Origin of the sequence: Tenacibaculum larymnensis (genome assembly GCF_028829235.1) — a bacterium.
GTDB classification, from domain to species: Bacteria; Bacteroidota; Bacteroidia; order Flavobacteriales; family Flavobacteriaceae; genus Polaribacter; species Polaribacter larymnensis.
On sequence record NZ_JAIWJY010000003.1, the window covers coordinates 110,122 to 125,233 of the forward strand.

13 protein-coding genes are annotated in these 15,112 nt (G+C 34.0%); all 13 read left to right on the forward strand.

Annotated features, from left to right (window positions below; all coding sequences use genetic code 11):
- Positions 1 to 10 precede the first annotated feature (10 nt).
- The 13 genes from LCI24_RS05410 (at position 11) to LCI24_RS05470 (ending at position 15,056) form a co-directional block, all read left to right on the forward strand.
- Positions 11 to 172, forward strand: a complete 162-nt coding sequence (locus LCI24_RS05410) for a hypothetical protein (protein ID WP_153267898.1) — start codon at positions 11 to 13, stop codon at positions 170 to 172.
- Positions 173 to 188: 16 nt separating this feature from the next.
- Positions 189 to 1,025 carry a DUF932 domain-containing protein gene (locus LCI24_RS05415; protein ID WP_274639502.1) on the forward strand — a complete coding sequence of 279 codons (837 nt, stop codon included), beginning with the start codon at positions 189 to 191 and terminating at the stop codon, positions 1,023 to 1,025.
- A gap of 973 nt (positions 1,026 to 1,998) precedes the next feature.
- A complete protein-coding gene (locus tag LCI24_RS05420; protein WP_121666352.1) occupies positions 1,999 to 2,343 on the forward strand; it encodes a single-stranded DNA-binding protein in 345 nt (114 codons plus the stop codon).
- A gap of 76 nt (positions 2,344 to 2,419) precedes the next feature.
- A complete protein-coding gene (locus LCI24_RS05425; RefSeq protein WP_121666351.1) occupies positions 2,420 to 2,800 on the forward strand; it encodes a DUF6876 family protein in 381 nt (126 codons plus the stop codon).
- Positions 2,801 to 2,812: 12 nt separating this feature from the next.
- Entirely contained in the window at positions 2,813 to 3,010 is a 198-nt protein-coding gene (locus LCI24_RS05430) for a hypothetical protein (RefSeq protein ID WP_121666350.1), read from the forward strand.
- A gap of 432 nt (positions 3,011 to 3,442) precedes the next feature.
- A complete protein-coding gene (locus LCI24_RS05435; RefSeq protein WP_121666512.1) occupies positions 3,443 to 3,823 on the forward strand; it encodes a BfmA/BtgA family mobilization protein in 381 nt (126 codons plus the stop codon).
- Between the two features lie 11 nt (positions 3,824 to 3,834).
- A complete protein-coding gene (gene mobB, locus LCI24_RS05440; protein ID WP_274639503.1) occupies positions 3,835 to 4,866 on the forward strand; it encodes a MobB family relaxase in 1,032 nt (343 codons plus the stop codon).
- Positions 4,867 to 4,868: 2 nt separating this feature from the next.
- Positions 4,869 to 6,449, forward strand: coding sequence for a type IV secretory system conjugative DNA transfer family protein (locus LCI24_RS05445; RefSeq protein ID WP_121666348.1), 1,581 nt, complete (start codon positions 4,869 to 4,871; stop codon positions 6,447 to 6,449).
- A gap of 280 nt (positions 6,450 to 6,729) precedes the next feature.
- Positions 6,730 to 7,065, forward strand: a complete 336-nt coding sequence (locus LCI24_RS05450; RefSeq protein ID WP_121666347.1) for a helix-turn-helix domain-containing protein — start codon at positions 6,730 to 6,732, stop codon at positions 7,063 to 7,065.
- A 2-nt stretch (positions 7,066 to 7,067) separates the two neighbouring features.
- Positions 7,068 to 10,046 carry an Eco57I restriction-modification methylase domain-containing protein gene (locus LCI24_RS05455; protein ID WP_274639504.1) on the forward strand — a complete coding sequence of 993 codons (2,979 nt, stop codon included), beginning with the start codon at positions 7,068 to 7,070 and terminating at the stop codon, positions 10,044 to 10,046.
- Positions 10,033 to 11,643: a class I SAM-dependent methyltransferase gene (locus tag LCI24_RS05460; RefSeq protein ID WP_274639505.1), complete on the forward strand. Its 1,611-nt coding sequence runs from the start codon at positions 10,033 to 10,035 to the stop codon at positions 11,641 to 11,643. The genes LCI24_RS05455 and LCI24_RS05460 overlap by 14 nt, the downstream gene beginning before the upstream one ends.
- Before the next feature lie 57 nt (positions 11,644 to 11,700).
- Positions 11,701 to 12,972, forward strand: a complete 1,272-nt coding sequence (locus LCI24_RS05465) for an SIR2 family protein (RefSeq protein WP_121666345.1) — start codon at positions 11,701 to 11,703, stop codon at positions 12,970 to 12,972.
- Positions 12,972 to 15,056, forward strand: a complete 2,085-nt coding sequence (locus LCI24_RS05470) for an ATP-binding protein (RefSeq protein WP_121666344.1) — start codon at positions 12,972 to 12,974, stop codon at positions 15,054 to 15,056. The genes LCI24_RS05465 and LCI24_RS05470 overlap by 1 nt, the downstream gene beginning before the upstream one ends.
- Positions 15,057 to 15,112 lie beyond the last annotated feature (56 nt).

The following is a 15,112-nucleotide window of genomic DNA, read 5'->3' on the forward strand; positions in this document are numbered from 1 at the left end:
ATATATCATTATGAAACGAGTATCTGAAAAACCTAAAATTTCGCTACAAGAAGCTGAAAAGCATTATCAATCGAGTAGTGAAAATTATGACATTGATAGTGGGGAAAGCCATTTCGCTTACTACAGGGATAAGCATCCCAACTATTACCGAGTATTATCACAAAATGTTTAATCTAAATTCAAAAGCTATGTATTTACAAAATTTGCAACAGGATGAAATCTTTGTTCCATCAGAAATGAAATCCTTAAAAAGTCTGACACAGATGGAATCCCGAAGAGGACTTGAAAATGCCATTATCTCAAATGGCAAAATCGTCAACGTGGTATCGAACAGCTATGGCCACATTCCGAACCAACTGTTCTTCAAGAAAGCTGAAGAAATGCTGACCGATGCACAGCTGAACTTTCACAAACGCACCATCAACAAAAATGACAGGTCGTTCATTACCGACTTTATCATCGACGACAAAAGCCAGTTTACCGTCAAGAACGATAAGGACTTGATATTACCGATGCTTCGGTTCAAAAACTCGTATGACGGAAGTGAAAAAACTTCTGGACACTTCGGGTTTTATAGAGAAGTATGTTCAAACGGACTACACGTTTCTCAGGCAGAAATCGAGTTTTCCATCAAACATAGTAAGAACAATACGCACCTTATTATGCCAAGGTTGAACAATCTATTCGATAAATTTCTGGACAATGAATTCTACACCATTACAAAGAAATTCGACAAGATGAAAGAATTTAAAATCATCGATACACAGGAATTTGTGAAAGCGATTCTTGACAGGACGAAACTGTTCCGGTATGAATGTAGCGACAAGAACAGCGACCCGTCGAAAAAATCTCGTGAGGTCATCGAAATCTTAAACTATGAAGCTTTGTTGCTCAATGAAGAACCAAATCTTTGGTTAGGTTACAATGCGTTTAATTCAGTACTTCATAATGTCTTAAAGAAAAGCTTTGGCCAACAAGAACGATTGGATAAAAAGCTGTTTAATGAAGTCTATGCTATGGCATAAAGCCAAAAGGTTCATCCAGTACCTTAAACTGGATTTTTTTGTGCTTGCTATTTATAGGTTTAAAAGAAATACCGTTCAGCACATTCCCCTACATTTCGCGAAAAGCTTCATTCCGGGAAAAGCGCTTTCCTATAATAATCTTGGACACAACTTCAAAGCTTCCGTTTTCCATTCCACTTGCCCGTTCATTCCCGAGAAAAGTCGGGAAGCGGTCAAACTGCATTCCAACCTACACCTTCAAAGTCAAGTCCGCTTTAAATCCTGCATAATGAGAATAAATAATTTTCTTAATCCGTTCAGCACATTCCCCTGCATTTCGCGAAAAGCTACATTTCGTGAAAAGAGCTTCATTACAAAGGTCTTGGACACAATCCCCAATTTTAGCTTTCCATTCCGCTAACCCTTCCCGCTATGCTGGGAAGGAACACTTCATTCCTTTGCCAAAATTGAGAATTAAGTCCGTTTTTCATCGGAAAGTCATCCCTTCGGTTTTCTTAACAGGATTTTCGGCGCGGTCTTCTTGAGCCCTCAATCGAAAATCCTTAAAAACCGAACCGCTGCCTTACACATTTTAAGGGGTTTATAATGGATAAAGCCTTTGTTGTTTTTCGGGGCGTCGAAAAACAGGCACGACATAACCAATTCTAATATAAACACAGCTGCTTATCTCGCTTAACTGTCGGTACGCTCAAACGCAACTGCGTTTAAAAGAATTGCTAATGCCCTTATGGAACTTGTCAAGACTATACAAGTTTTAGTGAAAAATAAGGTTTCTACTTCCTTGAAAATCTAAGGATTTTACTACGTCGCAAACACACCTGATTTTGCCCGAAAAGTCTTGACAAAACCCACTCTATCCATTGTGCAGTGCACAGAAGAAGAGAACAAACACCCCTTAAAATTTAATTCAGTTTAAAACAAATAGGGGAAATATAAACCAGTCTGATACAAAGCAGACACAAATCTTTTTATTATGAGTACCATTAGAAATCACGTACAGTTAATTGGAAACGTTGGACAAGAACCAACCATTACGAACCTTGAAAGCGGTAAGAAAGTAGCCCGCTTCTCACTTGCTACAAACGAGTATTACAAAGACAGTAAAGGCGAAAAGCAAACGGACACCAACTGGCATACCGTAGTAGCTTGGGGCAAGACTGCTGAAATCGTTGAGAAATTTGTCGAAAAAGGCAAAGAAGTTGGAATATCGGGAAAACTTAAAACCCGAAGCTATACAACTGATGATAACGAACAACGCTATGTTACCGAAGTTATAGCCGATGAAATCCTATTACTTGGAAGCAAGAGCGACAAGTAATCTTCAAAATTAAAGAGGGCGCACCTGTCGAAAGTTTCGCCCTCTTTTCATTATTCACACATTAAATATATGTACAATGAAAGCACAAGTTAACGAAATAAAAGAGCGATTGCAATATTTTAGTGGAACAGAAATGTTTTATCAAATCCCATTATTGCGAACCCGTTTTACGGACGGATTGAAATACTTATCCGAAGTAGCAGAATGTTTTTGGCTCATTACGGACACGTCCGTAATTGCAAAAAGTCTGATGAACCGAAGCGAATTTATCACAATCGACTTTAAAAGATTGTCCGAAGAAAAACAGGATTATTCGGGATATGAAGCCGAGATAATTTACAGCGATGGCAATGATAATATTTTGGAAAAGCAAGGATATAGAGCAACCGATTTTCCACTCGATGAACTGCGGTTATTTTTTGTAAATGATACGCTGATGTTACCAAGCGAATATTAAAATTTTGAAGCTATGATGTATATTAAATTTCAAGATTTGAGCGAGGAAAAACAAGAGGAACTTTTACAGGTTTCGAGAGAACACGTAACACATCTTTATGGGGAATCCATAAATAAATATGTGGAAGAAACTGGTGCAAATTATGAAAACTTGATTGACGAGGAAATGATTAAAAACTTATACACCTATAATTTCGTTTTCAACATTTAGCACTATTATATAGAGCAACGAACACCTCTAAAATTTTAGAGGTGTTTTTCTATGCAATTAACATATAGTCAAGAAAAAAACGTATCTTTATTTCGCTGAAATTCAGCATTCAAATTTAAGTAGGGTTATCCACTTTTCGACTTTCGCCGATAACCGTAGACATCGAAAAATAACATATCGGAAAATCATTTTCCCTGAAAATGGCAATCGGCTTTTTAGCCGGATTGTATGGATTTTTGTCACGCTTGCGCGTGACGAAAAGGAATAGCAAGAGGGTAACACGCTGCGCGATGTTTCGGATTCCTTTTCGTTTCCAAATTGCTGATTATCAGCGATTTGAACATATTTTAATTTCCTAACAATCAGCGATTTGCGACAAATGGGCTGTGAATGCCCATTTTTAGGGAAGATTTTGCGACAAATCGGCGAAATATGGACTCATTTATTGGAATTAGATTTAAAAAGGAAACTGCAAAACGTTTCCAGACTTTCTCACGCACTTACTTCAAATCGCACACCGAGGCAATGGCTACGATGCTCGATTTTTTCTTCTACAACGAAATTTCGCCAAAAGAAAAACTAGGACCGACAGGGCGAACTATCGAAGCAAAACTTTTAAAAAGAATCAATGCAGTTATTGCAATAATGCGAGATGTTGAAAAGACACAAACCAAACCCACGGTGGCGATGATTCAATCCCTTTTTGAAATGGAAGAACCTGTAAAAAAACCTTTGATTGTTGAAAAGAAATATGCCGAAGAAAAGAAGGAAGTCCGCTTTCGCGAAAAGCAAAATCCGAGTAATCAGCTATAAATATTTGAACTATGTATATCACAATCACAGCTCAAAAAATGGGTGGTAATTATAGCCAAAGTTCAGCGGATTTTGTAGGCTATTTAGAAAAAGAAAATGAAGGTTTAGAGCAACGAGATATGGAACACTTTTTCAATCAATATGGCGATGAAATTTCCGCTGAAGAAGTGGTCAAAGAAATTGATGGAAATACCGCAAAATTAAAAAAGAAAGAACCCAAGTTTTATTCGATTACGGTCAGTCCTTCAAAGTATGAATTACGAAAACTAAAGAACAATAGCCAAGATTTAAAAACCTACACTCGTGAGCTGATGAAGGATTATGTGTCGAGTTTCAATCGGGAAATAAGTGGGCGACCTATAACTATTGATGACATAAAATACTATGCGAAAATTGAACATCAACGAACCTTTAAAGGCACAGATATTCAGATAAAAGAGAACCAACCTTTCGCGACAAAAATACTTCAACTCAAAACTGAAATACGAAATATTCAAGACGGACGAGCGGAAGGGAGTACTAAAAAGATGAACAGGGAAATTGCCAAACTGGAACGCCAAGCACCACATCAACAAAATGGAAAACGGATTGTACAGGGAATGCCAAAAGATGGAAACCAAAGTCATATTCACATCATCGTAAGCCGAAAAGATGCTTCCAATTCCGTAAGTCTTTCACCTGGTAGTAAACACAAAGCTTCAGAGGTTGAAATGCACGGAAAAAAAGTAAAACGGGGTTTTGACCGAAACAAATTTTTCGACAAAGCAGAAAAAACCTTCGATACAAAATTTGGCTACAAACGCAATTTTGCCGAGACCTATAAAGCACGAAAGGATTTTGTAAAAAATCCCAATCTATATTTCGCTGCTTTGATGAAATTACCAGCAAATGAAAAAGCATTGGCTTTTAAAATGATTACAAAATCTGGATTGCCAATAGTACCAAGTATTCCAGTAAGTCAGGCACAAATTGCGCTTCGAGTTTTTAAGCGATTAAGACGTGGCGTAGAGGTGGCCATAAAATCAAGTTCAATAGGAGTCTAAGTATGGAAATAAACAATCTCATAACGATACTTTCAATTATTGGTTTAGCCAGTACTGTTTTCTATGCGTTTTTTCGGGTAAGTAGATATGCGTTTCTTTTGAATTTTATATTGCTTTCAATTTTTGTGTTCTATATTTCAGAGGGAAACGAATTAGTATCGCTATTACTCTATTTGGTTTGTCCTCTACTATTAATTAATACAGGACTATATGTATTTCTGCATAAAACTGAAAATGTACAAAACGGAAATACCAAGTACCAAGTCAATTTTGCTACAAACAAAGGGAACTTCAAATTAGATAATATTAAACGTGGCGCATCCGTCATCGGCTCTGCGGGAAGTGGTAAGACTGAAAGTGTGATTTATGGATTTTTGAAGCATTTCCGGAAAGAGCGCTTCTGCGGAATTATTCACGACTATAAAGATTTTGAATTGACCGAAATGGCATATCCACTTTTTAAGGATAACGATATGCCGTTTAAGGTCATTTCCTTCGATAAAATCATCCATCGGGTAAATCCCATTGCACCACGCTATTTAGAGAGCGAGGAAAGCGTAAACGAGGTTTCAAGAGTGCTAATTGAAAATCTTTTAGAGCAAAGAGAAAGTGGAACAACCGGAACTACAAAGTTCTTTAACGATGCCGCTGAAGGTTTGATTGGTGGGTTAATCTGGAAACTAAAAACTACCTATCCGCAATTTTGCACACTTCCTCATTTAATAGCTATCTACCAATACCTTGATACGGATAGCCTCGTGCAGTTTTTGGAAACCAACACCACATCGAGAGCAATGGCAGATGCTTTTATTAGTGGTAAGGATTCTGACAGACAGACCGCTGGTGTAAAAAGTACTTTGGCAAATGCGCTGAAACGAATTAGCACACAACGGATTTTTATGGCATTGTCCGCAGACGAAGTACCTTTGAATATTAATGGTGAGGATAATCCTGCCATAATTTCGGTAGTGAACAATCCAAAATATGAAACGTCTTATTCGCCAGTAATTGCAACCATTATTCACACTATTACAAAGCAAATGAGTGTGCGTAATTCCAAACCCTCATTTTTATTAATGGAAGAAGCACCAACCATTCGCTTGTTAAATATGCACCGCATTCCGGCAACATTGAGAAGCTACAATATTGCTACGATTTATGTAATGCAGGATAAAATACAAAACGATATGATGTATGGCGATAAGGCAAGCAAGGCAATTTTGAGTAATTTATCATACCAGTTTTTTGGTAAAGTAAACGACCCAGACACCGCCAAATACTACGAACGCTTTTTTGAAATCATCAAAGACCCAACCAAAAGCGTAAGTCGTGGTCATAATCTGGATTTTGATACACGTATTACCACAGGCGAAAAGGAAATCCCGAAAATACGAGCAGATGTATTTTTCAGGTTAAAGCAAGGCGAGTTTATTACGTATGCGGATGGGAAGGACAAGAAGGTACAGTTTAAACTGTCTAATATTAAAAGAGAGCTTCCGCAGGAAACGAAGCAGTATTCAAATGTTGATTTAGAAGCTAATTTTGAGAGGGTTTATGATGAGGCGAGGTCGATTTTTAAGTGATGGAGAAGTATAAATTTTCAAAGCGGAATATCTTAATAAGCTTCTTTATCCCTAAAAATTTACGTGATATATGTATATTTAGTTGCGATATAACTATACCTGCAAGCTGAAAAGCCAACCGCATATTCAAGCACATTTGTTTTTAGCCAACGCTAAATCCAACGCTCAAAAAAGCATTAGAGCTTAAGTTTCCCACCGCTCTTCTCACTGGAACCCAAAAAAAATAACTACATTTGGACAATTATTGTCCTGAATATATTTTCAGGAAAAATATAAGGAAATGAATACGAAACAATCGTTTGGAGAGTACTTGCGGAAATTGAGGGAAGACCAAAATCTTCCGATAAGAAAAGTTGCATCAAAACTTGACATTGACCCATCAACATTGGGGAAAATTGAACGTGGAGAAAGAAGTGCTAATAAAGAAATGCTTCCAGTTTTGGCGGAATTGTTCGGAATTGAGGAAAAAACTCTTGGACTTATTCTTTTTAGCGACAAAGTAGCTTATCAGATTATTGAAGAAGAAAATACCAACGAAATCCTGAAAGTGGCAGAAGAAAAAATTAAATATTTAAAAAATAAGAATCTTAAACAAGGTTCATTGGACTTGAAATAAATATGAACATTAAAGACCTTATTAAAAAATATCATTCGAATAGAGACGCATACCTAAAAGCGGACTACAACGAAACTCAGCTTAGGACTGATTTTCTTGACCCATTATTTGAAATGCTTGGTTGGGATATTAAAAACTCGACTGGAAAGCCAACTAACGAACGTGAAGTCTTAGTTGAAGAAGGACTAAAAGCAGATGCTAGTTCTAACACAAAAAAGCCTGATTATACTTTTCGACTATTTTCAGAGCGAAAATTCTTTTTAGAAGCCAAAAAACCGAATGTAAAAATTGAAAACGATAACGAACCTGCAAAGCAAATACGTAGATATGGTTTTACCGCAAAACTTAAAATTTCAGTTCTATCAAATTTTGAATATTTGGCAATCTATGATTGCTCACAAAAAGTTGGAAAAGATGATGCAGTAACGAAATCTAGAATCAATCTTTATCACTATACAGAATATGAATCAGCTTTTGAGGAAATCAAAAAACAACTAAGCAACCAAGCTGTTTATTCTGGAGAATTTGATGAAACTTGGAAAGAAATTGAAGAACAGTTAAAACTTTCAAGTGTAGATGATTTATTCCTTTCCCATATTAACGAATGGCGAATCGTTTTAGGTAAAGAAATTTACTCGCATAAACCTGAACTAAGCATTGAAGAATTAAACGATATTGTTCAATCTTATATCAATAGTATCATATTTTTAAGAGTTTGTGAGGACCGAAATTTAGAAACCTATAAAACGCTTTTAAACTTTGCAGAAAATAATGATTTCGCTTCGCTCATCAAAAAATTCAAAGAAGCAGACAAAAAATATAACGCAGGTTTATTTAATCAACCGTTAACGGAAAAAGTAGTTTCTGATAGCTCTTCTGCATTTTGGGAAATCATCAAAGATTTATATTTCCCTGAAAGTACTTATTCCTTTTCAGTTTTTGCTTCGGACATTCTAGGAAACATCTATGAAATATTTCTTGGAGAACAACTAGCTATAGAAAACGGGCAAATTCTCTTAAAAAAGAAACCTGAAAATGTTGACAGAGATATTGTAACTACACCAACTTTTATCATTCAAGATATTCTAAGGCAAACAGTTGTAGAGCATTGTAAAAACAAAACTGACAAAGAAATCTTAAGCTCATCATTTGCAGATATTGCTTGTGGTTCAGGTGCATTTTTGCTGGAAACTTATCAATTATTGCAAGATACACTTGTCGATTTCTATTTGTTAAACGACCACAAAAGATTAATTCAGACAGCAATAAATACATTTAAATTGCCTTTTGCCATCAAAAGAAAAGTGTTAGAAAGTTGCATTTTTGGTATTGACAAAGATTACAATGCTGTTCAAGCCTGTAAATTTGGTTTGCTATTAAAACTTCTAGAAAATGAAGACAATGCAACAATAACAACACCTGCATTACCAACTCTTGACCAAAATATTCAGTTTGGAAACAGCCTAATTGAGACATCAGAAACAAATAAAAAAAATCAAAATGAAATAAACCCTTTTGATTTTGGTAAAACTCGTTTCGATGTTGTTGTTGGCAATCCGCCATATTTGGCTACAGAGCATATGAAAGAGTTTACACCTCTTGAATTACCCATTTACAAATCAAAATTCAATTCATCATACAAACAGTTTGACAAATACTTTCTTTTTATTGAAAGAGGTCTAGAACTCTTAAAGGAAGGTGGATATTTTGGTTATATAGTTCCAAGTAAGTTTGCGAAGGTTGGAGCTGGTAAGAAGTTGAGAGAATTACTTGTTGACAACAAAGCAATACAGCAAATAATATCCTTTGGGGCAAATCAAGTTTTTCAAAACAAAACTACTTATACTTGTCTCTTAATTCTCAAAAAAGAAAAACTAGAACAAGTCAAATATCTTGAAGTAAATTCGTTCAAAAATTGGAAAACAAGAAATATTGGTTCAGAAAATTTTGACGAATTTAATATAGATTCTTTAGAAGCAGATGGTTGGGTCCTTTATCCAAGTATTTTAAAACCAATTTATACATCTATTGTTTCACAATCGAATACATTAGAGGAGCTTATTGGTTCTGAAAATATATACAATGGTATTCAAACAAGTGCCAATAACGTTTATATTCATTCGATAGAAAAAAAAGATAAAGACTTTCTTTATTTCATAAAAGACGGTATTCAATGGAAAGTTGAAGAAACTTTAACAAGACCATATTTTAAGACTTCAAGTGGAGACGATAATCTGTACACCTATCGCCCATTTTTGCCAAATTCATTTGTTATTTATCCTTATCTAAAAACCAAAAAGGGAATTGAGTTTGTAGAAATTGATGACTTAAAGGCAAACTATCCTGAAACATATAATTTTTTAAATCATTACAAGGACAAACTTGATAATGATAAACGAGACATTAAACCTGAACCTGAAACAAAAAACGAATGGTACAGATATGGCAGACATCAAAGTCTAGATAAATGTGATGTACCTGCGAAAATTATTGTTGGAGTTTTAGCACAGGGCAACAAATACGCAATTGACTACTTTGGAACTTTAATATCTTCTGGTGGTACAGCAGGTTATTGTATGATTACTTTACCTGATTACTTTCCTTATTCAATCTACTATATTCAAGCTTTATTGAACTCTAAATATTTGGAGTGGTTTTCTGCACTAATTGGAGAAGTCTTCAGAGGTGGTTATATAGCACGAGGAACAAAAGTGCTCAAAAAACTACCTATCAAGCTTATTGATTTTAAGAATAAATCGGAGAAAGATATTCACGATAAAATAGCAAAAATTCAAAAAAATTTAATTGATATTCAAGGAAAAATAGATAAAAGCAACGGAAATAAAAGGTTACTAATTCCTTTACAACGACAATTCGACAATCTAAAAACTGAATTAGACGAGACACTAAAAAATTTGTATAACTTGGGAGAAGCTGATAGCAATATCCCTTTAATTTCTGAAATTTATGCAACTAATTAAAGAAGCATCAAAAGAAAAATTAAGGGGTGGATTCTATACACCTGAACCAATTGCATCATTTGTTTTAAAATGGGCATTAAATGGTAATAAACAACTTGATATTTTAGAACCAAGTTGTGGAGATGGTGTATTCCTTGAAGAAATACAAAAAGGAGGTTACGAATACAATTCTGTAACTGCAATAGAATTTGATGAAGTTGAAGCTGAAAAGTCTAAAAAAATTGGCTTGGGCAAGACCAACGTTATTAATTCGGATTTTCACGACTTCTGTATTAATACCAAACAAAAGTTTGATTTGGTAGTCGGAAATCCGCCTTACATTCGTTACCAATATTTTGACAGAGAGCAACAAGAGTTTGCTGCACAAATTTTTGACAAAGCCAAACTAAAGTGTTCTAAACTAACCAATGCTTGGGTTTCGTTTGTTGTTGGCTCTTCCCTACTTTTAAAAGAAGAAGGCAAAATTGGATTCGTGTTACCTGCCGAAATACTTCAAGTTTCGTATGCTCAACCCTTACGAGAGTTCTTGGCTCATTTTTACAACAAAATAAATATTGTTTCTTTTGAAAAGTTAGTATTTCCAGACATACAACAAGAAGTAGTCCTATTGTTGTGTGAGAAAAACAATTCTAAAACACATTTGATTGAGCATTTAGAATTGAAAAATGCAGAAGAACTAGAAAAACTAGATGTATCAAAACTAAAAAGTCCAAAAAAGAAAATTGATTTCAAATCAAACAAATGGACTTTTTACTTCTTGGAACAAAACGAAATCGACTTTTTAGAAAAACTTCAAAACGACAAAATAATTCCAAGACTTAAAGAATATGCAAAAGTAGAAGTTGGAATCACAACAGGTTCAAATCCATTTTTCACAGTTCCGCTTTCTATTGTGCAATTTTACAATCTTGAAAAGTATGCAAAACCATTAGTCGGCAGAAGCGTTCAGGTTCCAAGTGCAATTTTCACAGAAAAAGACTGGATTAAAAACAGAAATTCAGAAGCAAGAACGCACTTTTTATCATTTCCAAAAATGGACGAACTAAATGGTTCTGTTGGAGCTAGAGAATATATTGCTTGGGGAGTAGAAAAGAAAATTCACAAAGGTTATAAATGCAGGATTCGTGATGAATGGCAAATTGTGCCATCACAAAGAATATCTGATGCATTGTTTATTAGGAGGAATAATAAGTATCCAAAACTCATAATCAACGAAGCAGAGGCTTTTACAACAGATACAATGCACAGAGTAACTGTAAAAGAGAAAACGAACATAAAAGCTTTGACAGCTAGTTATTATAATTCACTCTCTTTTGCGTTTGCTGAGATTTGTGGGAGAAGTCACGGTGGCGGAGTATTGGAGTTAATGCCGAACGAAGTGGGAAGAATACTCTTGCCTTACAATGAAAAGAATGCGGAATTGTTGCCAATTATTGACAAAATGATTCGTGAAAAGAAAGATATTTCGGAATTATTGAAAATTACGAATGAAAAAATATTAAAGGAAAATTACGGCTTGACAAATGAAGAAATTGAATTGGCGGATGGTATATGGAAAAAGCTATCTAACCGAAGATTGAACAGAGGGAAAAAATAGCCAATGCCAAATTGAAAATTTTTTAACTGAATTGAAAAACTAAAACAAAAATTATTAATGGCAGAATCTGAATTATATTTTTACAAAGGAAACGAAGAAGTTCTAAAGAAAATAAAAGACAAATCAGACGAAAAAAGTGAATCGGCTCTTCTAAATAAAATACAAGATTCTTTCAATAAAGTTCTTGATGGAAAAAACCTGTCCTTTCTTCTGGGTTCTGGCTGTTCCTCTTATCAAATTCAGAATAAAGATGAAGAATGGGAAGAAATAGGTATACCAACAATGGCACCTCTTGCTACAAATTTTTATGCTAACATTCTGATAGAAGATGAACGAAATTGGTTGAAAAACGATGTAAAACTTGATATTACGTCAACCACATTTCAAAACAATTTAGAAACTTTTTTAGGTACGCTTCACAGTCTTATTTATTTTTATGAAACCACCAATCAAAATGGAACGGACGAATTTAATAAGGTCAAAGGGATTATAGATAAAGCAAGAAATTTCCTTTTAGAACAATGTCTGAATGAGACTAAACGTAGTAATGAAGACGACATAGATTTAGTAAATCTTTATAAAATGTTTTATCGCAAACTGTTGTACAGAAATGCAAATCTTCCAAAACCAAGCATATTTACAACAAATTATGATTTATACTCTGAAATCGCACTTGACAGTTTGGGAATACATTACGTAAATGGATTTTCAGGTGGCATAAAAAAATATTTTAATCCGACCATTTTTAATTATGCACTAGCTGAAAAAATGGATTTATCACAAGGTAAATGGAGTGTTATTGATAATTTCATTTACCTATACAAAATACACGGTTCTATAAACTGGGTTCAGGACGAGGAACAAACAAAACTTTTTAGAGTAAGAGAAATTCAAGAAACAAGTTTAGAAAACCTCAAAAAAAAGGATGTTATAATGATACATCCTACACCTCTAAAACAAAATGCAAGTATGGGAAGTCCATATTCAGATTTGTTTAGAGAGTTTCAGAAAAGACTAATGAGAAATAACAACATACTTATTTCTCTTGGATATAGCTTTAGTGATGAGCATATAAACAATCTTATTTATCAAGCATTTACAATACCGTCTTTCCGATTAATCGTGTTTGGAGATTTTGCTAAAAGTGAAGAAATCAAAAAACTAAAATCACTAAATGACCCAAGAATCTGGATTGTAGGTGGTAAGTTAGAAAACGGAGAAAGTCTACATTATTTCAAAGGTTTTATTGAGCAAATATTACCGGACTTAAGTAATGACGAAATTGATGACAAAATCGATAATGCTATAAAAACTCTATTTCCAAGATAATGAATAGAGAAGATAAACAAAGAGTTATTGGTAAAGTAGTAGCAATAAATTCAGACAGATTTACTGTTGAACTATTAAGTGGAATTGATAATTTTAACATTAGTGGATTTGATGATATCCATTATTTTGCTCAACTTAACAGCTACGTTGTTTTACCCTATCAAAATTACTTTATAGTATCGGAAGTATCTGGAGTTCGAGAAAAAGAGCTAAATGTACCTTTTAGTAATCCTAAAGAACAAATTTTAAGTAAAAGCACTACTGGTAAATATCTAGAAATACTTCCTATTGGCACACTAAAACCAGTTGATGAAAATCCAGATTATTATAAATTTGAATTTGGAGTTAGCGTTTATCCTGCATTATATACAGACGTTCTTTACATAAAAGAAAAAGAGCTTGATGCCATTTTTAATGTTAAGGAACAAATTGAGATAGTTTGTGAAAAATCTAGCGAACACAAAGAAAAATGTGATTGTGAAAAGAGAAGATATAAAACGCTTTCAATTGGTACTTCCACTATATTCCCAGATTATGAAGTTAAAATTGACATAGATAAATTCTTTGCTGGTCATTCTGCTGTTTTAGGAAATACAGGAAGTGGTAAATCTTGTACAATTTCTTCAATTCTTCAGTCTATTTATAAGCTATCAAATCATAGTGCTGTAGGAAGTACATTCATTGTGTTTGATGTAAATGGCGAATACAAACAGGCTTTTAGTGAGGTATCTGAAAACACAGATATTGAAGTGCAAAATTTCTGTATAGGGAGTTCAGACAAGGATGTAAAAGAATTTACACTACCTCATTGGTTTTTGACTATTGATGAATGGGCTTTACTTCTTCAAGCAACAGAAAAAACTCAAATACCAATATTAAGAAATGCACTAGGTTTAGCATCTGTTTTTTCTATTGGAGAAAATGTCAATGAACTCAAAAATCATATTTTAGCAACGTGTATAAGTGAGATTTTAAGAGATGAAACTAGCAGTCCATCAAAGTCCGATAGGATATTATCGATACTTCAAAAATTCAATACAGCTGAAATATCATTAACAACAGAATTCACTTTTATAGACCAAGATGGTACAGAGCATAATTCTGTACGTATTGGGAATCAAAACGTTAGACTTAATTTAAGAAACTGCTTATATGTTCATTTTGGAGTAATTGTAGGTACTGAACAATTACACTATTTCCTTGAGCAAACTAACGGAGATGGTTTATCACTTTTTATTCAAGAAAAATTTCAAATGCCTTCTTATGAAAAGTACCAAAAATTCACATTTGACATTATAGAAGATGCTCTCGATTTAGCTCTATTATATGAAGAAGCACACGGAAATAGACATATTAGAGATTATTGTTCTTCGTTAATTACAAGGGTAAAAAGTATCAAGGACAGAACGGATTTCAATTTTCTAAAAAAAGATGATGGCAATATAAGTGAGTATAAAAACAGTTTGATTGGATTAAATGAAGTAGAAGCTCAAAAATTAAAAACTAGTCAAATAACTATTATTGACATAAGTGCAGTAGAAGATGAAATTGTGGAAGTAATATCTTGTGTTATATCTCGTATTATTTATGAAAGTGTTAAGGACATAAATCCTCGAAATTCATATCCAGTAAATCTAATTTTGGAAGAAGCTCATAGATATATTTCACGTAATCCAATGGGAACATTCCTTAAAGCAAATAAGATTTTTGACTCAATTGCTAAAGAAGGGAGAAAATTTGGACTGTTACTTTTGGTTTCATCACAAAGACCAAGTGAATTATCTAAAACAGTATTATCTCAATGCAGTAATTTTATAGTCCACAGAATACAAAATCCAGAAGACCTTGCACATATTCGACAAATTACACCGCATATTTCCGAAACAATTTTGAGGAGAATGCCATCTATTCCGACTCAACACGCTTTGATTTTTGGTCATTCGGTAAATCTTCCGACAACTTTTAAGGTTCACGAAGCAAAACCGTTACCGAAAAGTGATAATAATAGAATAAGTGAAAATTGGTTTAGACAAAAAGGATTTTCATTAACAGAAAACGTCGAAATGTCAGATGAGGAAGAATAAAGAGCCAACGCTACATCAAAGTCGATTTTCAGATAAAATTAAGGAGGTCGAGTAGA

What these genes read in the sequence shown, in the direction of transcription:
- LCI24_RS05435 (WP_121666512.1), top strand. Translation starts at nt 3,443, where the DNA reads ATGGACTCATTTATTGGAATTAGATTTAAAAAGGAAACTGCAAAACGT.
- LCI24_RS05415 (WP_274639502.1), top strand. Translation starts at nt 189, where the DNA reads ATGTATTTACAAAATTTGCAACAGGATGAAATCTTTGTTCCATCAGAA.
- LCI24_RS05420 (WP_121666352.1), top strand. Translation starts at nt 1,999, where the DNA reads ATGAGTACCATTAGAAATCACGTACAGTTAATTGGAAACGTTGGACAA.
- LCI24_RS05445 (WP_121666348.1), top strand. Translation starts at nt 4,869, where the DNA reads ATGGAAATAAACAATCTCATAACGATACTTTCAATTATTGGTTTAGCC.
- LCI24_RS05450 (WP_121666347.1), top strand. Translation starts at nt 6,730, where the DNA reads ATGAATACGAAACAATCGTTTGGAGAGTACTTGCGGAAATTGAGGGAA.
- LCI24_RS05425 (WP_121666351.1), top strand. Translation starts at nt 2,420, where the DNA reads ATGAAAGCACAAGTTAACGAAATAAAAGAGCGATTGCAATATTTTAGT.
- LCI24_RS05410 (WP_153267898.1), top strand. Translation starts at nt 11, where the DNA reads ATGAAACGAGTATCTGAAAAACCTAAAATTTCGCTACAAGAAGCTGAA.
- LCI24_RS05460 (WP_274639505.1), top strand. Translation starts at nt 10,033, where the DNA reads ATGCAACTAATTAAAGAAGCATCAAAAGAAAAATTAAGGGGTGGATTC.
- LCI24_RS05465 (WP_121666345.1), top strand. Translation starts at nt 11,701, where the DNA reads ATGGCAGAATCTGAATTATATTTTTACAAAGGAAACGAAGAAGTTCTA.
- LCI24_RS05430 (WP_121666350.1), top strand. Translation starts at nt 2,813, where the DNA reads ATGATGTATATTAAATTTCAAGATTTGAGCGAGGAAAAACAAGAGGAA.
- LCI24_RS05470 (WP_121666344.1), top strand. Translation starts at nt 12,972, where the DNA reads ATGAATAGAGAAGATAAACAAAGAGTTATTGGTAAAGTAGTAGCAATA.
- mobB (WP_274639503.1), top strand. Translation starts at nt 3,835, where the DNA reads ATGTATATCACAATCACAGCTCAAAAAATGGGTGGTAATTATAGCCAA.
- LCI24_RS05455 (WP_274639504.1), top strand. Translation starts at nt 7,068, where the DNA reads ATGAACATTAAAGACCTTATTAAAAAATATCATTCGAATAGAGACGCA.